Origin of the sequence: Ralstonia sp. GX3-BWBA (assembly GCF_003290055.1) — a bacterium.
GTDB classification, from domain to species: Bacteria; Pseudomonadota; Gammaproteobacteria; order Burkholderiales; family Burkholderiaceae; genus Ralstonia; species Ralstonia holmesii.
On sequence record NZ_QMKS01000002.1, the window covers coordinates 1 to 19,835 of the forward strand.

Genomic DNA, 19,835 nt, shown 5'->3' on the forward strand with positions numbered 1-19,835 from the left:
CAATAAAATGGTGGCTGCGACTGTTTAATAAAAACACAGCACTCTGCAAACACGAAAGTGGACGTATAGGGTGTGACGCCTGCCCGGTGCCGGAAGATTAAATGATGGGGTGCAAGCTCTTGATTGAAGTCCCGGTAAACGGCGGCCGTAACTATAACGGTCCTAAGGTAGCGAAATTCCTTGTCGGGTAAGTTCCGACCTGCACGAATGGCGTAACGATGGCCACACTGTCTCCTCCCGAGACTCAGCGAAGTTGAAGTGTTTGTGATGATGCAATCTCCCCGCGGCTAGACGGAAAGACCCCATGAACCTTTACTGTAGCTTTGCATTGGACTTTGAACCGATCTGTGTAGGATAGGTGGGAGGCTTTGAAACCGGGACGCTAGTTTCGGTGGAGCCGACCTTGAAATACCACCCTGGTTTGTTTGAGGTTCTAACCTTGGCCCGTGAATCCGGGTCGGGGACAGTGCATGGTAGGCAGTTTGACTGGGGCGGTCTCCTCCCAAAGTGTAACGGAGGAGTTCGAAGGTACGCTTGGTACGGTCGGACATCGTACCTAAAGTGCAATGGCAAAAGCGTGCTTAACTGCGAGACCGACAAGTCGAGCAGGTGCGAAAGCAGGACATAGTGATCCGGTGGTTCTGTATGGAAGGGCCATCGCTCAACGGATAAAAGGTACTCTGGGGATAACAGGCTGATACCGCCCAAGAGTTCATATCGACGGCGGTGTTTGGCACCTCGATGTCGGCTCATCTCATCCTGGGGCTGTAGCCGGTCCCAAGGGTATGGCTGTTCGCCATTTAAAGAGGTACGTGAGCTGGGTTTAAAACGTCGTGAGACAGTTTGGTCCCTATCTGCCGTGGGCGTTGGAATCTTGACGGGGGCTGCTCCTAGTACGAGAGGACCGGAGTGGACGTACCGCTGGTGTACCTGTTGTCTCGCCAGAGGCATCGCAGGGTAGCTATGTACGGAAGAGATAACCGCTGAAAGCATCTAAGCGGGAAACTTGCCTGAAGATGAGGATTCCCTGGAGACTTGATCTCCCTGAAGGGTCGTTCGAGACCAGGACGTTGATAGGCTGGGTGTGGAAGCGCAGTAATGCGTTCAGCTAACCAGTACTAATTGCCCGTGCGGCTTGATCCTATAACCGGTATGTTTCCGGCTGGGTCCGCCTTGTGCCTGATACACACAACTCACAACCCAAAATCTACATTCCCATATTGGTCCCGTTGACCTCGTCAACGGGACGACAAGTCATAGCCTGGTGACCATAGCGAGTCGGTACCACCCCTTCCCATCCCGAACAGGACCGTGAAACGACTCCGCGCCGATGATAGTGCGGATTCCCGTGTGAAAGTAGGTCATCGCCAGGCTCTCCCATACAACACCCCAGCTCTACCTTAGAGCTGGGGTGTTTGCCTTTGCGCAATCGGCTCGCACCCGGCTTGCTGCATTGATCCGCCAGACAGATCCCAGCAACACTCCCCTCCGCCTCTCCCCAAAAACAAAACGCCTCCCAACGGAGGCTTTTACGGTCACACCAGCGGGCTTATTAGCTACGTGCCAAGAATTTCTCGACTAGGCGAACCCAATATGTCGCGCCCAGCGGCAGCAACTCGTCATTGAAGTCGTAGCTTGGATTGTGCAGCATACACGGGCCCAGACCGTGGCCTTGCTCGCGGTGGTCGCCGTCGCCGTTGCCAATGAAGGCGAAGCAGCCAGGCTTCTCGATCAGCATGAACGAGAAATCTTCGGCGCCCATGGTCGGATCGATATTGGCTTCCACGTTATCTGCGCCCACCAGCTCTCGCATCACAGCCGCCGCAAACTGCGTTTCATTTTCCGTGTTCACAGTCGGGGGGTAGTTGCGGTGGAAGACGAAGTCGATCGTGCAACCGTATGCGGCGGCGATGCCCCTAGAGACTTCTTCCATGCGGCGCTCGATCAAGTCGAGGACTTCGGTGGAGAAGGTGCGTACCGTGCCGCCTATCCAAGCTTCGTTCGGAATGATGTTGGTCGCGTCACCGGCATGGAACTGTGTGACGGAGAGGACTGCGGTGTCGATCGGGCGCTTGTTGCGCGTGATGATGCCTTGCAGTGCCGATACCACCTGAGCCCCGACAAACACCGGATCGTTGCCGTTGTGCGGTAGCGCGGCGTGCGCGCCCTTTCCCTTGATCGTGATGCGGAACTCGTTGCTCGATGCCATTAGCGCGCCGGCGCGTGTGCCGAATGCGCCGACCGGCACGCCCGGCCAGTTGTGCAAGCCAAAGACGGCGTCGCACGGGAAGCGATCGAACAGGCCGTCCTTGATCATCTCGCGTGCGCCGCCGCCGCCTTCTTCGGCGGGTTGGAAGATCAGGTTTGCGGTGCCGCTGAAATTGCGGTGCTTGGACAGGTAATGTGCAGCGCCGAGCAGCATTGCCGTGTGGCCGTCGTGGCCGCACGCGTGCATCTTGCCGTCGTGTTTGGAGCGATGCTCGAACTGGTTGGCCTCGGCGAGCGGTAGTGCGTCCATATCGGCGCGCAGGCCGATGCTCTTGCCCTCACCGTTGCGGATAACGCCAACCAAGCCGGTCTTGCCCAGGCCCCGATGCACTTCGATGCCCCATTCGGCGAGCTTCGCGGCGACCAGATCGGAAGTGCGCTGCTCTTCGAAGCAGAGTTCGGGGTGCGCATGGATGTCGCGTCGCAGCGCTTGGATCTCGGGCTGCGCGGCTTGGATTTCTGGGATCAGCTTCATGAGATGCTCGTGTTCTGGCTGAAAGTTCGGAATCACGTTCGATGATACGCCGAAGGGCGATTTCCGACCGGCCATCAGCCAATTGCTTGATCTGTCCATGCAGTTTCGTATGGATTCTTCACGCGATGGCTTGTGCGCCCTCGCTTACAGTCAAAGCCGAGCGGCTGAAACGCCTACACTGGAGGTTCGCCAATTAACGGCGCGCCGCCGATATCCCCCCCGCCCGCCGCAGTTCTCGAGCGCTACGTGAACGACCCGAACCCCATCATGTCTGCCGACGCCATCGCTGCCGCACCGCACCCTTCCGACGAAGTTCTGCAATTGATTCGCACCCTGGTGGCGTTCGATACGGTCAGCCGCAACTCCAATCTTGGCCTGATCGAGTGGGTGCGCGATCGCCTGCAAGCCCAGGGGGCGGACTGCAGACTCACGTATGACGCAACGGGCGGCAAGGCGAACCTGTTTGCAACGCTATCACCAGGCAGCAAGCCAGGGCTGGTGCTGTCTGGGCATACCGATGTGGTGCCCGTCGATGGCCAGTCGTGGGAGACGAACCCATTCGATGCTCAGATCCGCGATGGCCGCCTGTACGGGCGCGGCACGGCCGACATGAAGAGCTTCATTGCCGTGGCGCTCGCGAATGTGCCCGCGTTCATGGCGGTGGAGGGCGATGCCAGCTTTCATCTCTCGCTGTCGTACGACGAAGAGATCGGCTGCGTGGGCGTGCGCAGCCTGCTGCGTGATCTGGAGGCCAGCGGCATTCAGCCTGCGGGGTGCATCGTCGGCGAACCCACGTCGATGCGCGCCATCATTGCGCACAAGGGCAAGCGCGAATATCGATGCTGCGTGCGCGGCAAGGAAGCGCATTCCGCGTTGACGCCGCAGGGCGTGAATGCCATCGAGTTTGCGGCGCTGCTGATTGCGCATATTCGCTCGCTAGCCGCGCGTCTGGCGGCGGAAGAGGCACGCGATGTCGCCTTTGTCGTGCCGCACACCACCTTGAACACGGGCACGATCAAGGGCGGCATTGCCACCAACGTGGTGCCGCGCGATTGCGAATTTACCTTCGATTTCCGCTATCTCCCGGGTACCGATCCGGATTGGCTTTTCGGCGAGGTCGAGCGCTATGCGCAACAGACGTTGCTGCCGCAGATGCGCGAGATTTCTGCCGATGCTGACATCAGCTTCGCCATGAAGGCGAACACGCCGGGCCTGTCGATTGCGCCGTCGCACGAGCTGGTGACGCTGGCGCAAGCGTTGGCTGATAGCCGGGGCACGGTCGGCAAGGTCGACTATGGGACAGAAGCCGGACTGTTCTCGCGCGCGGGCATCCCGACTGTGGTGTGCGGTCCGGGCAATATCGAGCAGGCGCACAAGCCTAACGAGTACATCGAACTCGCGCAGATTGCGCAGTGCGAGGCGTTCATGCGGCGGCTCGCGCAGCGGCAGACACAGCCGGCTTGAGCGAAAAAAAACCGGGCATGTGGCCCGGCTTTTTGCTTATGGACGATGCGCGTTCAGCGGATCACTTGACCGTTCGAGTTGATGATCGTCATCTCAACAAACTTGGAGCCCACGTGGTTGGAGGGCGAGAAGTTCACGTTGAAGCCGCCCACGTCGTAGTTGCCCATCGACTCCAGCGCACCGATGAACTTCTCGCGAGTCAGGTCGCGGCCAGCACGCTTGAGACCTTCAACAAAGACGCGCGCCGCGACATAGCCCTCGATGCTTCCGTAGTCGAAATCGGTAATGCCGTCGGATTTAAGCAGCTTCTGGTAGTCGCGCACCACGGGCGATGCACCGCTATACGGATACGGCATCACCTGCGAGATGATCACGCCGCCGCCGGCCTTGCCCAGCGTATTGGCCAGCGCCTTGGTGCCGACGAACGATACGTTGTAGAACTGACCAGCGTAGCCCTGTTCCTGCGCCCCTTTGACCAACGCCGCCACCGTTTGGTAAGCGCTGATGACGACGATGGCGTCCGGCTTTTGTGCAAGCACGGTGCCGATTGCACCCTTCACGTCGGTGGTGTTGCGCGTCACGCTGGCCTGTGCCGCCAGCGACACACCCTGGTTGGCGGGAAGCTTAAGCGCGCGTTGCACACCGTCCAGGCCGGCCTTGCCGTAGGCATCGTCGTTATAGACCACGGCAATGCGCTTCAGCCCCGTAGTGTGGACCTGCTGGACGATGGCGGCGGTTTCATCGTTGTAGCTGGCGCGCACGTGGAACACATTGCGTGCGAAGGGCTCGCGCAGCGCCGAGGCGCCGGAGTAGGGCGCAAAGAAAGGCACGCCGGCCGGGTTGGCGATCTTCAGCGCTGCCAGGCTCGTAGGCGTGCCAACATAGCCGAACAGGGCGAAGACCTTGGTGTCTTCGATCAGCGTCTTTGTGTTGCGGGCAGCCGCATCGGGTTCGTAGAAATCGTCGAGCACCTTCAGCTCGATCTTGCGTCCGTTGACGCCGCCTGCCGCGTTGACGGCATTGAAGTAAAGCTGAGCGCCGCGGTTCATCTGTTGACCGAGTTGCGCCGCCGGCCCGCTCATCGGCGCCGATTGGCCGACGATGATCGCGTCGTTGCTCACGCCCGTCTCGGCGCTCGCGCCGCTTGACGCTATGCCGATGATGCCCGCTGCGAACATGGCCATCAGTTCGGTGATTCTGCGAGATTGCATTGCTCTCCCCCGAGAGTTGATTTGCCCGGCATCATAGCTAAACGGGCTGGGGAGGCAAACAGAATCGGGCGGCCAGCGTCGCTTTTGAGCGTTTTTGAGACAAAGAAGCCGCACGATGTGCACGGCTTCCTTCACACGGGGCGCCGTTTCAGGCGGCTTCAGTCACCCGGCGCTTCATCACTGCAAGCAACACGGCGGTAACAACGGTGCCGGCCACCAGCGCCACCACATAGCCCCCCAGGTGCGTCACCGCGTTCGGGATCGGCAGCACGAATGCCCCGCCGTGCGGCACGCGCAGTTCCACCCCGAACAGCATCGATAGGGCGCCCGCGCAGGCGGAGCCCACCACAAGTGCGGGAATGACCCGGAATGGGTCCCGGGCCGCATATGGGATCGCCCCCTCGCTGATGAAGGCGAGGCCGAGCACGGCGGTGGCCCTTGCCGCCTGGCGTTCGTCTCGGGTGAACCGCGAGGGGAACAGCCATGCCGCCAGAGCGATGCCCAGCGGTGGCGTCATACCTGCCGCCATGGTGGCCGCCATCGGCGTGTAGACCTGTGCGCCGATCAGCCCCGTGCTGAAGGCATACGCGGCCTTGTTGATGGGGCCGCCCATGTCAAAGGCCATCATGCCGCCCAGAAGTGCGCCCAGCGGTACGGCGTTGGCGCCTTGCATGCCCCGCAGCCAGCTCGTGAGGGAGGCGAGGAGCGCGGCGACTGGCGCACCGACCACATACAGCATCACCAGGCCCGTCAGCAGGCAGCCGAGCACCGGCAGAATCAGCACCGGTTTCAGCCCTTCCAGATTGCGCGGCAACTTCAGCCAACGGTTGAGCGCCTCGGTGCCATAGCCGGCGACGAACCCGGCCACGATGCCGCCAAGAAACCCGGCCCCGAGGCTGGCGGCCAGCATGCCGCCGACCATCCCGGGGGCAATACCCGGCCGGCTGGCGATCGAATAGGCGATGTATCCGGCAAGCACAGGCACCATCAAGGCAAACGCCGATTTGGCACCGATCTGGAACAGCGCGCCGCCCAGCGTGTGGCTGGACGAAGGGTCCGTCACGTAGATGCCGCCCAGGGCAAACGCTAGCGCAATCAGAATGCCCCCCGCCACCACGAAGGGCAGCATGAACGACACGCCGGTCATCAGGTGCTTGTAAGGGCCGGTGCGCTGCTGTTCGGCAGCGGCGGCAGCGGTGCCTCCTGATTGCGCTGTTCCGCTGCCTTCCACGGACGCCTCTTCCAAGGCGCGGCGGATCAGCGCTTGCCCATCGTGAATGGCGGCCTTCGTGCCGGCGCGGAAGACGCGCTTGCCGACAAAGCGTGACAGGTCTACCTGCGTGTCGGCGGCGATCAGCACGAGATCCGCACTCGCGATGGCATCGGCCGACAACGTGTTCTGTGCGCCCACCGAGCCCTGCGTTTCTACGTGGATCGTGTGACCAAGCGCGCCGGCCGCCTGCGTGAGCGCCTCGGCGGCCATGAAGGTATGGGCGATTCCGGTCGGGCACGATGTGATGGCGACGATGCGTTGAGCTTGCACGCCGGCTTTCTGTGCGGGCGGGGCGTTGTGCATCATGCGCGCCAGCACGGCCCGGGCATCGGCCAGCACTTCGTCCAGCGTGACTTCAAGCATGCGCGGATTGGCGTGGCGAGCCGCCTCATTGGGCGAGAGACCAGCCCAGACGACGGCCTCGGCGGTGGTGAGCGCCGCCGTGTCGACGACCGAGGCGGCGTCCGGGCCGCGCACGTCCACGTCGAGCTTGTAGCCCGATTCGCGCGCCGCATGGCGCAGTGCCGCACCGGCGAGCATCGCGCGGGTGGTGCGGCCATCCGCACCGAGAATTGCCAGCAGGTTTGCCATGATCGGCTCCTTGAATGCGTTGAGCGTGTGGCGATGCGATGTACGCGGCGTCAGGCCACGCGCTGCATCTGGACGGCGGCCGCGCGTTCGCGTACCTGCCCCGGGGCCGGGAGGTGCGGGCCCAGGCGTTGCAACTTGCATGCGGCAAAGGCCACCGAAAGGCGCACGGTCTCTTCCATGCCAGCACCGGCATGCCAACTGGCCAGCACGCCGGCGACCATGGCGTCACCCGCGCCGACGGTACTGGCGGCGCGTACCGGCGGCAGGCTTGCTTGCCACGTGCCTTCCTCTGTGACGAACAGCGCGCCGTCCTCGCCCAGTGAAACGATGACCTGCGCCACGCCAAGCGCATGGATGGCGCGCGCCACGTCCACCGTTTCAGCCAGCGTGGGCAGCGCTGTGCCTGCCCACAGTTCCAGTTCGTGCCGGTTGGGCTTGATGGCCGTCGGCAGCGCCTCGCGCGGCGCGGCCAGCACCTGCGCCAGCGGGGCGCCGCTCGTATCGAGCAAGGTGGGGACACCGCGGCGGTTCAGCCGGGCCAGCAATCTCAGGTAGCTATCGGGCTGCAAGCCCCCGGCCAGGCTGCCGCACAGCGCCGCGCCCGCAATGTCGGCGAATGCGTCGATGCGGTCGCACAGCGCGTCGAACTCGGCGGACGTGGCGTCGATGCCTGGCAGATTGATGTCGGTGGTCTGCCCGTCTGCCTGGTCGCTGATCTTGATGTTGGTGCGATTGGTGCCGGGCACGCGGCAGAAGCCATCAAGCACGCCCTTGCGCGCAAACAGCGCTTCGAACAGCTCGGCATTGGCGTCCCCGAGGAGGCCCGTGGCGATCACCGGCACCCGCCAATCGGCCAGACAGGCTGCGACGTTGACACCTTTGCCGCCGGCCTGTTGCGTGACGCTGCGGCCGATGTTGACGCGGCCGCGTTCAAGGCGCTCCAGACCGATGGTCATGTCGATGGCCGGGTTGAGCGTGACGGTGACGATGCGCGGCTGCTTGCTCATGCGGCCATCTCCTTACCACCGGCTTGCATCGGCAACGTGGTCTCCAGGGCACGCACCTCCTGGGCGGACGCACACGCCAACGCCCGTTCGGCGAGCTGCGACAGCGCGCGGATGTGCGCCTCACGCAGCCGCGCCTTGACCGGGGCAATATCGCGCGGGCTCATCGACAGTTCATGCACGCCAAGCCCGGTGAGCAGCAGCGCGCCGAACGGGTCTCCCGCCAAGCCGCCACATACGCCCACCCAGCGCCCGTGGTGTGCGGCGCCTTGCACGGTCTGCTGAATCAGGCGCAGCACCGTCGGGTGCAGGCTGTCGGCCTCGGCCGCCAAGTCAGGATGCTGGCGATCGATCGCCAGCGTGTATTGCGTGAGGTCGTTTGTTCCGATGGAGAAGAAGTCGACATGCTCGGCCAGTCGATCGGCCAGCAGCGCGGCGGCTGGTACCTCCACCATGATGCCCAGCGGCACCACCGGCGCGTCGAGTTCAGCGCGGATGCGCTCGCATGCGGCCCGCAGTGACGTCACTTCTTCCAATGAGGTGATCATCGGAAACATGATCGACAACGCAGTCGCCTCGCCAGCATCGCGGGCGGCACGATACAGCGCTCGGAGTTGCGGCTCCATGAGGTCGGGCCGGCGCAACAGCAGCCGCGCACCGCGCACACCGAGGAACGGGTTGTCTTCCGTCGGCAGGTTCAGATGCGGGACCTGCTTGTCGCCGCCGATGTCCAGCGCGCGCACGATCAGCGGGCGGCCGCCGAGGGCGTTGAGCATATCGGCGTAGACGGCGTATTGCGTGTCTTCGTCGGGCGCGTGATCGCGTTCGAGGAACAGGAATTCGGTGCGCATCAGGCCAACGCCTTCCGCGCCGAGCGTGATGGCTTCGACCGCCTGCGCGGGCAGGTTGACGTTGGCGGCGATCTCGACCGTGTGGCCGTCACGTGTGCGGCCGGGCAAGCCGCGCTCTGCCTGCTCACGCTGCACACGGGCGGCGTCTTCCTGCAGCCAGGCGCGGGCGCTGGCGATGCTGGCGGCATCGGGATCCAGCACCAGACGGCCGCCGGTGCCGTCGATGATGGCTTGCGTGCCCGTGGCCACATCGAGTACTGCAGGGCCGGCGGCCACGACGGCCGGGATGCCCAGCGTGCGCGTCAGGATGGCCGTGTGCGAGGTCGGACCGCCTTGCGCAGTGACGATGCCGATGATGCGTCGCGTATCGAGTGCCGCCGTATCCGAGGGAGAGAGATCCGCCGCAACCAGGATGCAGGGCGTGTCCGGCAGTGTCTGCGCTGCACTGCGCAGCGACGGATCGATATGGCCGAGCACGCGCCGCCCCACGTCGCGCAAATCCGCCGCGCGCGCTGCCAGGAGCGGGTTGCCGAGCGCGCCCAGCCGCTCGGCCAAGCGTTCGACGGCCTGATGCCAGGACCACGCCACGCCATGCCCCTCGACCATGGCCTGACACGTCAGCGTCATGAGGTCGGTATCGCCCAGCAGTTCGGCCTGGGCCTTGAAGATACCCGCTTCCGCTTCGCCCAGGCGGGCGGCGGTGTCGCGTGCTAGGGCTTGCAGCTCGGCGCGCGTGCTGGCCAGCGCCTGATCGAGCAGATCGCCGCCGGTGGTCAGTGCGACCGGGTGATCAGGCACGGTCGACGCGCCGTGCTGGAGCACGTGGATGGGGCCGATCGCCAGCCCGGGACTCGCCGCAATGCCGCCGATGGCCGGCAACGCCGCGTCGGCTTGCCACCCGTGCGCGGTCTGGCGCGTGCGGGCTGCTTGCGTGTCGCGTGCGACCTGGGCACGTTCCTGTGCCGTCAGGCCGCGGATGGTTTGCTGGAGGGCGTCGAGCGCGGCACCGGCGTCGGGGCCTTCCGCGGAGAGGGTGAGCTTGGCGCCAACTGCAAGCCCCAGTTGCAGCAACGCCACCAGGTTCTTTGCGTCGGCGGTTTCGTTGCCATGGCGCACTTGCACGCGCGCGGCAAAGCGGCGAGCGGTTTCCACCCACTGCGCGGCCGGGCGGGCGTGCAGGCCACTCGGGTATTCCAGCGTCAAGGTGCGCTGCTCGGCGAGGTCGGCACCGGGCGTGCTGGTGGCGGGCGCGGGTGCGTCGCTAGAGAGCGCGGCAACAAGCTCTTCGGCGTTCTGCGTGGTGAAGAGCTGCCGCAGGCGTGCGTCGTCATTCAGCAGCCGCGTCAGCCGGCGCAGCAGCGTGATGTGCTCGTCCGACTGCGCGGCAATGGCAAACACGAGGTGCGTGGTCTGCCCTGGGTGCCACTCCAGCCCCTCGGGAAATTGCAGCACCGCAATGCCCGTCTGGCGGATCAGGTGGCGGTCCTCGCCCATGCCGTGAGGAATGGCGACGCCGTGACCGAGAAAGGTGTTGGCCACGGTCTCGCGGCGCAGCAGGCTGTCGATATAGGCGGGGTCGATGCAGCCGGCGTCGGCCAGCAATTGGCCGGCGGCGCGGATGGCGCTTTCCTTGTCGGTGGCGCGTTGTTGCAGACGGATGCGTTCGGCGCAGATCAGGGCGGAAGCCATGCGGCGGGGTCTCCTGCGGCTGCCGTGCTCCAAGGCCCGGCATGCGTGTCGTCGATGATCGCGAATTGAAATCGATTACAGTGCGAGTGTCAATGTGCGGCGCCACACAAAGTGACGCTCATCCCAGTATTTACGGGGTTTTCCCTAGGAGAGCGAGAGATTGGAGGTAATGCGGTCATTCGCTATGATGACGCTTTCTTTGGAAACGATTTCAGCATGACGGTTCGAATCAAGGACGTAGCGGCGGCGGCGGGGGTGTCGGTGGCAACGGTGTCACGCGCGCTCGCCGGCGGCCCCGTGAGCGCAGAACTGCGCCGGCGTGTCGATGCGGCGGTGGCAGCGTCCGGGTATCGGCCGAACCTGTCGGCGCGGCGGCTGCGCTCGCAGCAGGCGCAGACCGTCGGGCTGATCGTGTCGGACATCCGCAACCCGTTCTTCACCAGCGTCAGCCGGGCGGTGGAAGACGCGGCCTATGCCGCCGGCCTGCGCGTCATCCTCTGCAATTCCGACGAAGACCCTGAGAAGGAGGCGATGTACCTGCGCCTGATGGAAGAGGAGCGCGTGACCGGCGTCATCCTCTCGCCGACGCGCGGCATTGCCGAAGCGCAGCAACCGGTGCACCTCGGCTACCCGGTCGTGCTGATCGACCGAGCGGGCCCGGCCTGTGGGACCGATGCCGTGGTGCTCGACAACCAGCAGGCCGCGCAAGCGCTGGCCGAGCATCTCGCCGCGCAGGGTTACCGGCGTATCGGCGGCTTGTTCGGGCGGACCAGCAGCACGGGCGCTGAGCGTCAGGCCGGATTTGCGACGGCGCTGGCGCGCCACGGCATGACCGCCGAGGCACGCTTCATCCTGCCCACTGCCGAGGCGGCGGAGGCCGAGACGCTGGCCTGGCTGTCCGGCGCAGAACGTGAGCGGCCCGACGCGCTGGTTGCGAGTAACGCGCAATCGCTGCTCGGCGTGCTGCGTGCGTTGCGGCGGCTTTCGCTGGATGTGCCTCGCGACATCGCCGTGGCGGGCTTTGACAATGAGCCTTGGACGGAACTCGCCGGCCCGGGCATCACCGTGATCGAACAGCCGGTCTACGACATCGGCCGCATGGCAATGGCGATGTTGCAGGACCGCCTCGCGCAGCCGGCCTTGCCGACGCGTCGCGTGTTGCTCACGGGGCGGCTCGTCACGCGCGGCTCCACACCGCTGCGAAGCCCCTAGCGGGCGATTACAATTTCCGGATACCTGCGGCTGGGCGATGACACCGACATGCGCCAGCCGCCACCCAATCCGGAGCCCCTTGATGTCCACCCAAGTCATCCGTGCCGCCTGCCCGCACGACTGCCCCGACACCTGCGCCTTGCTCGTCACCGTCGAGGACGGCCGTGCCACCCGCGTGCAGGGCGATCCGGACCACCCGACGACGGCCGGCGTGCTGTGCACCAAGGTCAATCGGTATGCAGAGCGCACGTACCATCCGAACCGCCTGCTGACGCCGATGAAGCGCGTGGGCGCCAAGGGCGAGGGCAAGTTCGAACCGATCTCGTGGGACGAGGCCATCGACACCATCGCCACGCGCCTGGGCGACATCGCGGCGCGCAATCCGGAGGCCATCCTTCCGTACAGCTATGCCGGCACGATGGGCCTGGTGCAGGGCGAGAGCATGGCCGCGCGCTTCTTCCATAAGCTCGGGGCGTCGCTGCTCGATCGCACGATCTGTGCATCGGCCGGCGCGACGGCGCTGCGTTACACGTATGGCGCAAGCCTTGGCATGGACATCGAGCACGTGCAGGATGCCAAGCTCATCCTGATCTGGGGCGCCAATCCGATCGCGTCGAACCTGCATTTCTGGACACGCGCGCAGGAAGCGAAACGGCGCGGCGCCACGCTCGTCGCCATCGATCCGTATCGCTCGCTGACGGCAGAGAAGTGCCATCACCATCTGGCGGTGCGCCCCGGTACAGATGCGGCGCTGGCGCTGGCGATGATCCACGTGTTGATCCGTGATGACCTGCTCGACCACGAGTACATCGCCAACCATACGCTGGGCTTCGATGCGCTGCGTGAGCGCGCGCAGCAATACACGCCGGAATATGCGGCCACGCTGTGCGGCGTGGCCGCGGCGGATATCGAGTGGCTCGCCAAGCTGTACGGCACGACCGTCGTGCGCGACAAGCAACCGGTGGCGATTCGCCTGAACTACGGCATGCAGCGCGCGCATGGCGGCGGGCAGGGCGTGCGCGCGGTCGCATGCCTGCCGTCGCTGGTGGGCGCGTGGCGCGATGCGGCGGGCGGCCTGCAACTGTCGACGTCCGGCTTCTTCCCTATCGACAATGCGAAGCTGCAGCGCCCTGACTTGCTGCCGACGTGGCCAAGCATGCCGCGCACGATCAACATGAGCACCATCGGCGATGCGCTGCTGCATGCAGGCGATGCGTCGTTCGGGCCGAAGGTCGAGGCGGTGGTGGTCTACAACAGCAACCCGGTGGCGGTGGCGCCGGACTCGCGCAAGGTCGCCGCGGGCTTTGCACGCGAAGACCTTTTCACCGTGGTGCTCGAGCATTTCCAGACCGACACGGCCGACTACGCCGACATCGTGCTGCCCGCGACCACGCAGCTCGAACACGTCGATGTGCACAAGGCTTATGGCCACACCTACGTGCTGGCCAACAACGCTGCCATTGCGCCAATGGGCCAGTCGCTGCCGAACACCGAGATTTTTCGCCGTCTCGCGCAACGCATGGGTTTTAACGACACCTGCTTTGCCGATTCCGACGACGACATCGCCGCCCAGGCCGTTCGCCGTGACGACCCAGCCGCCGCGCACATCGACTGGGCCACGCTTAAGCGCGAGGGTTGGCAGAAGCTGGCGCACCCGGCCGCGCCGCTGGCACGTGGCGGCTATCGCACGCCGTCCGGCCGCTGCGAGTTCTATTCCGAACAGATGGCCAAAGACGGACTCGACCCGCTGCCCGGCTATGTGCCGCCGCATGAGTCGGCGATCAGCACGCCAGAGCTGGCCAAGCGTTATCCGCTGTCGATGATCTCACCGCCGGCGCGCAATTTCCTGAACTCCACCTTCGTCAACGTCGACAGCCTGCGCAACACCGAAGGCGAGCCGCATCTCGACATCCACCCAGACGACGCGAATGCACGCGGTGTCGTCGATGGCGAACTGGTCCGCATCTTCAACGATCGCGGCACCATGCAGGCGCGCGCCCGCGTGACCGACCGTGCGCGGCGCGGCGTGGTCGTCGGCCTGTCGATCTGGTGGAAAAAGCTCGCACCCGATGGCACCAACGCGAACGAGCTGACCAGTCAGCGGCTGACCGACATGGGGCGTGCGCCTACGTTCTACGATTGCCTGGTCGAGGTCGCGCCGTTGGCACAGGCCGCCTGACGAGGCCATCATGCGTGCCGCACGCGCGCTGTGCCTTGCGCTGTCGCTTGCCGGTTCGGCGTTGCTGGCCGGCTGCGACACCGTTGGCTATTACTACCAGTCGGTCAGCGGACATCTCTCGCTGATGGCGCAGCGCGAGTCGATCGACCAAGCCATCGACAACGCGCGGCAGGCCCACAACGACAAGCTCGCCAAGCGCTTGGAAGATGCGCGCAGCATTCGCATCTATGCCTCGCGCGAGCTGGGCTTGCCCGACAACGGCAGCTATCGCGTCTACGCCAATCTCAAGCGCCCCTTTGCGGTGTGGAACGTATTTGCCGCACCCGAACTGTCGGTCAAGCTCAAGGAATGGTGCTTTCTTGTCGTCGGCTGCGTGACCTATCGCGGGTATTACGACCGCAACGCCGCCATGGCCTACGCCGATACCTTGCGCGCCCAAGGCCTTGACGTGGATGTGGCCGGCATTCCTGCGTATTCCACACTGGGTTATTTCGACGATCCATTGCTCAACACCTTCGTCGGCCTGCCCGAAGGCGAGCTGGCGCGGCTGATTTTTCATGAGCTGGCGCATCAGATCGTCTACGCCAAGGGCGATACGGCGTTCAACGAATCGTTTGCTACCACCGTCGAGACCATTGGCGTCGAACGCTGGCTGGCCGATGCCGCCACCCCGGAAATTCGCGCGGAATACGCTACGTACGACGCCCGGCGCGTACAATTCCGCGCCCTGCTGCTGGAGTACCGCAACCGGCTCGAGGCGCTGTATGCGAGCCCCGTCTCAGACGATGAGAAACGCGCCGGAAAACGCGCCATCTTCGCGAGCCTGCAGGCGGATTACGCCAAGCTCAAAGCAAGCTGGGGCGGTTATACCGGTTACGACCGCTGGTTTGCGCAGCCGCTGTCGAATGCGCACCTGGGCGCGGTCGCGAGCTACCTGGAATGGGTGCCGGCGTTCACGGCGCTGTACCACCGCGACGGCGGCGACTGGGCGCGCTTCTATGCCGACGTCAAAGCCATGGCGCGCGAATCCAAACAACAGCGCGAGGCAGCACTGCGGGTGCTCGCGCCTGCGGCGATGGCCAAGTCGGAGGGCATCACGCAAAAGTGATGCCAAGATCGTTTTCTGCACCGGTTTCAAGCAGCCTGGACCGGCTGAGGGAACTGTCTAAGTTATTGTTTTGACACAGACATCCGCGTAGGATGCCGAAAAAAACGAACGACCATTCGAAAAAATCGACAATCGCCAGGAGACACACCCATGGATAAGCCGTGGCTGAAGCAGTACCCCGCTGGGGTGCCGGCCGAGATCGATGCATCGCAGTATCGATCACTGGCCCATCTGCTTGAGGATTCTTTCCAGAAGAACCGCAACCGCCGTGCGTTTGAATGCATGGGCAAGGTGCTGACCTACGGCGAGCTGGATACGCTCTCGCGCCAACTTGCGGCGTGGCTGCAATCGCGTGGCCTGGCGCCTGGTGCACGTGTTGCGCTGATGATGCCGAACGTACTGCAGTACCCGGTGGCTCTAGCCGCCGTGCTGCGCGCCGGCTATGTGGTCGTCAACGTCAATCCGCTTTACACCCCGCGCGAACTGGAACACCAGCTCAAGGACAGTGGCGCCGAGGCCATCATCATCCTGGAGAACTTCGCGACGACGCTACAGCAGGTGCTGCCCAATACACCGATCAAGCACATCGTGGTGGCCAGCATGGGCGACATGCTTGGCGGGCTCAAGGGCATGCTGGTCAATTTCGTCGTGCGCAGCGTCAAGAAGATGGTGCCGGCGTGGGAACTGCCCAGCTGCATCCGCTTCAACACCGCGCTGCAAGAGGGCACCAAGCAGACGCTCAAGCCGACCTCCGTCGGGCCCGACGACGTGGCCTTCCTGCAATACACAGGCGGCACGACCGGCGTGTCGAAGGGCGCGACGCTGCTGCACCGGAACATCGTTGCCAACGTGCTGCAATCGGAGGCGTGGATGAACCCGGCGCTCACCAAGCCCGGCCGCGACGGCCGCATGCTGGCTGCCGACGAAGAGATCATCACCATCACGGCGCTGCCGCTGTATCACATCTTTGCGCTGACGGTGTGCTGCCTGCTGTCGATGCGCAAGGGCGGGCTGGCGGTGTTGATCCCGAACCCGCGCGACATCCCCGGCTTCATCAAGGTGCTCAAGCAGTACCGCTTCCACATGTTCCCAGCCGTGAACACGCTGTACAACGCGCTGCTGAACAACCCCGAGTTCAAGGACGTCGATTGCTCCAACCTGCGCGTGGCCAACGGCGGCGGCATGGCGGTGCAGGAAGCCGTTGCCAAAAAGTGGCTCGAGGTGACGGGCTGCCCGATCATCGAAGGCTATGGTCTGTCGGAAACCTCGCCGTCGGCCATCTGCAACCCGACCGATACCGACAAGTTTTCGGGCACCGTGGGGTTGCCGATTCCGGGCACTGAAATCGCCATTCGCGACGACGAAGGCCGCGATCAGCCGATCGGCCAGCCGGGCGAAATCTGCATCCGAGGCCCGCAGGTCATGGCCGGTTACTGGAAGCGCCCGGACGAGACCGCCAAGGTCATGTACGCCGACGGCTTCTTCAAGACCGGCGACGTAGGCGTGATGGACGAGCGCGGCTACACCAAGATCGTCGATCGCAAGAAGGACATGATCCTGGTATCGGGCTTCAACGTGTACCCGAACGAGATCGAAGGCGTGGTGGCGATGTGCCCGGGCGTGCTGGAAGTGGCCGCCGTGGGCGTGCCCGACGTGCATTCCGGCGAAGTGGTGAAGCTGTTCGTGGTGCGTCGCGATCCGACGCTCACGGAGCAGAAGCTGCAGGAGTTCTGTAAGGAACAGCTCACCGGCTACAAGCGTCCGAAGTTCATCGAGTTCCGCAATGAACTGCCGAAGACCAACGTCGGCAAGATCCTGCGCCGTGAACTGCGCGACGAAGCGATGAAAAAGCGTGCCTGAGTCTGCGTAGCTGTAAAGAAAAAGCCGCGATTCGTCGCGGCTTTTTTCATAGCGTATCAACCGACGTACAGCAGGATGCTGACGAACTGGCACGCACTGCCGGCCAGCACGAACAGGTGCCAGATGCCGTGGAAGTGCCGCACCTTCTCGTCAAAGAGAAAGAAGCCGATGCCCGTCGTATAAAGCGCGCCACCCGCTACCAGCCACCACAGGCCCGGCGCAGGCAGCGCGGCTGCCAGCGGCCCCATGGCAATCAGCACCAGCCAGCCCATCACCACGTAGATCAGCAGTGAGAACAGGCGCGTGCGGTGGCCGATCCAGAGTTCCTGTGCAATGCCGATGGCTGCCAGCACCCAGTTGATGCCGAACAGCGCCCAGCCCCAGGGGCCGCGCAGCGTCACTAGCGCAAACGGTGTGTAGCTACCGGCGATCAACAGGTAGATGGCGCAATAGTCCAGCCGCTGGAAGATGCTTTTGGCGGGGCCGCGCAGGCTGTGATACAGCGTGGAGATTGTGTAGAGCAGGACGAGCGTGGTGCCGTAGACCACGGAGCTAACGACCTTCCACGCGTCGTGGTGCAGGGCGGATGACGTTACCAGAACGGCCATGCCCCCGGCGGCAAGGATGGCTCCGGCCAGGTGGCTGAAGCCGTTAAAACGTTCTCCGCGATACATACGCTGATCTCCAGAAAAACCCGGTTTTTCCTACAATGCCCCAATGCCCGGCACCGATCTCAAAATCACTCCCCAATTGTCCATTCCGGAGTCCGAGCTGGTCGAGCGCTTTGTGCGCGCAAGCGGGGCGGGGGGGCAAAACATTAACAAGGTATCGACGGCGGTGGAGTTGCGCTTTGACATCGCCCAATCGCCGTCGTTGCCGGAGGCATTGCGGGCTCGCCTGTTGGGAAAGCGCGACCGGCGCTTGACCGATGAAGGCGTGATTGTGATCGATGCGCAACGGTTTCGCACGCAGGACCGCAATCGCCAGGACGCCCGTGAACGTCTGGCCGCATTCATTGCGACGGGGCTTTCGGTGCCGAAGTCGCGCATCGCCACCAAGCCTACGCGCGCTTCCAAGACGCGCCGTCTGGAAGGCAAGCGCGCGCGTGGCGACGTCAAGCGTGGTCGCTCGGGCCGCCACTCGTGGGATTAAGCGCGTTGCTATGGGGGGTCCTTACATCAGCCGGGTATCGCGCGTCTCGCGCATGCAGAGCACACCGATCAGGCTGACCACCGCGGCCGCCGACACATACATGCCCACCCAGCTCAGGCCACCTTGCTCGGCAAGCTTCTGCGCGATATACGGCGCAATCGACGCGCCCAGGATGCCGCCGAGGTTGTACGACACGCCGGCGCCCGTGTAGCGCACGTTGGTCGGAAACAGTTCTGGCAGCAGCGCACCCATCGGCGCGAAGGTCACGCCCATCAGGAACAGCTCGATGATGAGGAATAGCGCTACCAGCGGCGTCTGGCCACTACCCAGCAGCGGCGCCATCGTAAAGCCCGACAGAATGGCCGCGATGATGCCGACGATCAGCACCGGCTTGCGCCCGAAGCGGTCCGACGCCCACGCCGACAGTGGCGTCGCCAGCCCCATGAACACCACCGCCAGGCACAGCAGTCCCAGGAAGCTCGGGCGCGAGAAGTGCAGCGTGCCCACGCCGTACGACAGCGAGAACACCGTCGAGATATAGAACAGCGTGTAGCAGACCACCATGGCCAGCGCGCCCAGCAGCGTCGGCCACCAATGGTGCGCCAGCAGTTCGGCCACGGGCACCTTCACGCGCTCCTGCCGATCGATGGCGGCCTGGAAGGCCGGGGTCTCGGCGATCTTCAATCGCACATACAAGCCCAGCGCCACGAGCACTGCGCTGACCAAGAACGGCACGCGCCAGCCCCAGCTGCGGAACTGCTCGTCCGACAGTGCGATCGCCAGCCCGAAGAAGAGGCCGTTCGATGCCAGGAAACCGACCGACGGGCCGAGCTGAGGAAACATGCCGAACCACGCGCGCTTGCCGGCCGGCGCATTTTCCGTGGCCAGCAGCGCTGCGCCGCCCCATTCACCGCCCAGGCCGATGCCCTGCCCGAAGCGCAGCACGCATAGCAGGATCGGTGCGAGCGTGCCGATGCTGTCGTATCCCGGCACCAGCCCGATCAGCGTGGTCGAAATGCCCATCACCAGCAGCGACGCCACCAGCGTCGACTTGCGCCCGATGCGATCGCCAAAGTGGCCGAACAGGAACGAGCCGATCGGCCGCGCGATAAACGCGATGCCGAACGTGACGAACGCCGACAGCGCTTGGGCTGTGGCAGACCCATGCGGAAAGAACACGGGGCCGATCACCAGCGCCGCGGCTGTCGCATAGACATAGAAATCGTAGAACTCGATGGCCGTGCCGATGAAGCTCGCAAAGACGATGCGCGAGCGGCTGGCGTCGGCGGCCGCGCCGGGGGCGGCGGGCGCCATGGTTGGAGATGTCGAAGAGGACATGCGGGTCTCCGGTAAGGTTCGCGTTGTTGTCGTTATGAAGCGCCGCTCGCTGTTGTGTTGCCGTCTTGCTGTCCGGCGGCGGGCTCGAACGCAGGAGCATAGCGCGCGGCCATGCAAAAAGGCACCCGAAGGTGCCTTCCTGCGCCCGCCAAGGAGAGGG

Annotated in this window: 13 protein-coding genes and 2 rRNA genes; 8 read left to right on the forward strand and 7 right to left on the reverse strand. The window is 64.3% G+C overall.

What is annotated here, in order from left to right; translation table 11 throughout:
* Together DOD19_RS00770 and rrf are read left to right on the forward strand one after the other, a co-directional pair.
* Positions 1-1,143 (forward strand): 23S ribosomal RNA (locus tag DOD19_RS00770); the annotation flags it as partial.
* A 117-nt stretch (positions 1,144-1,260) separates the two neighbouring features.
* Positions 1,261-1,373 (forward strand): 5S ribosomal RNA (rrf, locus tag DOD19_RS00775).
* A gap of 179 nt (positions 1,374-1,552) precedes the next feature.
* Here the strand turns inward: rrf and DOD19_RS00780 are convergent.
* Positions 1,553-2,743, reverse strand: coding sequence for a M20 aminoacylase family protein (locus DOD19_RS00780; protein ID WP_112183699.1), 1,191 nt, complete (start codon positions 2,741-2,743; stop codon positions 1,553-1,555).
* Positions 2,744-3,010: 267 nt separating this feature from the next.
* Between DOD19_RS00780 and argE the strand changes: the two genes are divergently transcribed.
* Positions 3,011-4,207 (forward strand): acetylornithine deacetylase, encoded by a 1,197-nt coding sequence (argE, locus tag DOD19_RS00785; RefSeq protein ID WP_024979205.1) that lies wholly within the window; start codon positions 3,011-3,013, stop codon positions 4,205-4,207.
* Between the two features lie 53 nt (positions 4,208-4,260).
* On the opposite strand, the gene DOD19_RS00790 is transcribed toward argE, so the two are convergent.
* The 4 genes from DOD19_RS00790 to ptsP form a co-directional block, all read right to left on the reverse strand.
* Positions 4,261-5,418, reverse strand: coding sequence for an ABC transporter substrate-binding protein (locus DOD19_RS00790; RefSeq protein WP_112183548.1), 1,158 nt, complete (start codon positions 5,416-5,418; stop codon positions 4,261-4,263).
* 148 nt (positions 5,419-5,566) lie between these two features.
* Positions 5,567-7,282 (reverse strand): fructose-specific PTS transporter subunit EIIC, encoded by a 1,716-nt coding sequence (locus DOD19_RS00795; protein ID WP_112183550.1) that lies wholly within the window; start codon positions 7,280-7,282, stop codon positions 5,567-5,569.
* 50 nt (positions 7,283-7,332) lie between these two features.
* The gene (gene pfkB / locus DOD19_RS00800) at positions 7,333-8,289 is read right to left on the reverse strand and encodes a 1-phosphofructokinase (protein WP_112183552.1); all 957 of its coding nucleotides are present in this window, start codon (positions 8,287-8,289) and stop codon (positions 7,333-7,335) included.
* Positions 8,286-10,826, reverse strand: a complete 2,541-nt coding sequence (gene ptsP, locus DOD19_RS00805) for a phosphoenolpyruvate--protein phosphotransferase (protein ID WP_112183554.1) — start codon at positions 10,824-10,826, stop codon at positions 8,286-8,288. The genes pfkB and ptsP overlap by 4 nt, the downstream gene beginning before the upstream one ends.
* 216 nt (positions 10,827-11,042) lie before the next feature.
* On the opposite strand from ptsP, the gene DOD19_RS00810 reads away from it, so the two are divergent.
* The 4 genes from DOD19_RS00810 to DOD19_RS00825 all read left to right on the forward strand — a co-directional run bounded on the left by DOD19_RS00810 (position 11,043) and on the right by DOD19_RS00825 (position 17,185).
* On the forward strand, positions 11,043-12,038 hold the full coding sequence (locus DOD19_RS00810) for a LacI family DNA-binding transcriptional regulator (RefSeq protein ID WP_112183556.1): 996 nt from the start codon (positions 11,043-11,045) through the stop codon (positions 12,036-12,038).
* 82 nt (positions 12,039-12,120) lie between these two features.
* Positions 12,121-14,217 carry a molybdopterin oxidoreductase family protein gene (locus tag DOD19_RS00815; RefSeq protein WP_112183558.1) on the forward strand — a complete coding sequence of 699 codons (2,097 nt, stop codon included), beginning with the start codon at positions 12,121-12,123 and terminating at the stop codon, positions 14,215-14,217.
* 10 nt (positions 14,218-14,227) lie between these two features.
* On the forward strand, positions 14,228-15,325 hold the full coding sequence (locus DOD19_RS00820) for an aminopeptidase (RefSeq protein WP_112183560.1): 1,098 nt from the start codon (positions 14,228-14,230) through the stop codon (positions 15,323-15,325).
* 150 nt (positions 15,326-15,475) lie between these two features.
* Positions 15,476-17,185: a long-chain fatty acid--CoA ligase gene (locus tag DOD19_RS00825; protein WP_024979197.1), complete on the forward strand. Its 1,710-nt coding sequence runs from the start codon at positions 15,476-15,478 to the stop codon at positions 17,183-17,185.
* A gap of 56 nt (positions 17,186-17,241) precedes the next feature.
* Here DOD19_RS00825 and DOD19_RS00830 read toward each other — a convergent pair whose 3' ends face one another.
* On the reverse strand, positions 17,242-17,859 hold the full coding sequence (locus DOD19_RS00830; RefSeq protein ID WP_024979196.1) for a hemolysin III family protein: 618 nt from the start codon (positions 17,857-17,859) through the stop codon (positions 17,242-17,244).
* A gap of 43 nt (positions 17,860-17,902) precedes the next feature.
* Between DOD19_RS00830 and arfB the strand changes: the two genes are divergently transcribed.
* Positions 17,903-18,337 (forward strand): alternative ribosome rescue aminoacyl-tRNA hydrolase ArfB, encoded by a 435-nt coding sequence (arfB, locus tag DOD19_RS00835; RefSeq protein ID WP_009241618.1) that lies wholly within the window; start codon positions 17,903-17,905, stop codon positions 18,335-18,337.
* Between the two features lie 21 nt (positions 18,338-18,358).
* Here the strand turns inward: arfB and DOD19_RS00840 are convergent, their stop codons facing one another.
* Positions 18,359-19,675: an MFS transporter gene (locus DOD19_RS00840; protein ID WP_112183562.1), complete on the reverse strand. Its 1,317-nt coding sequence runs from the start codon at positions 19,673-19,675 to the stop codon at positions 18,359-18,361.
* Positions 19,676-19,835: the final 160 nt, after the last annotated feature.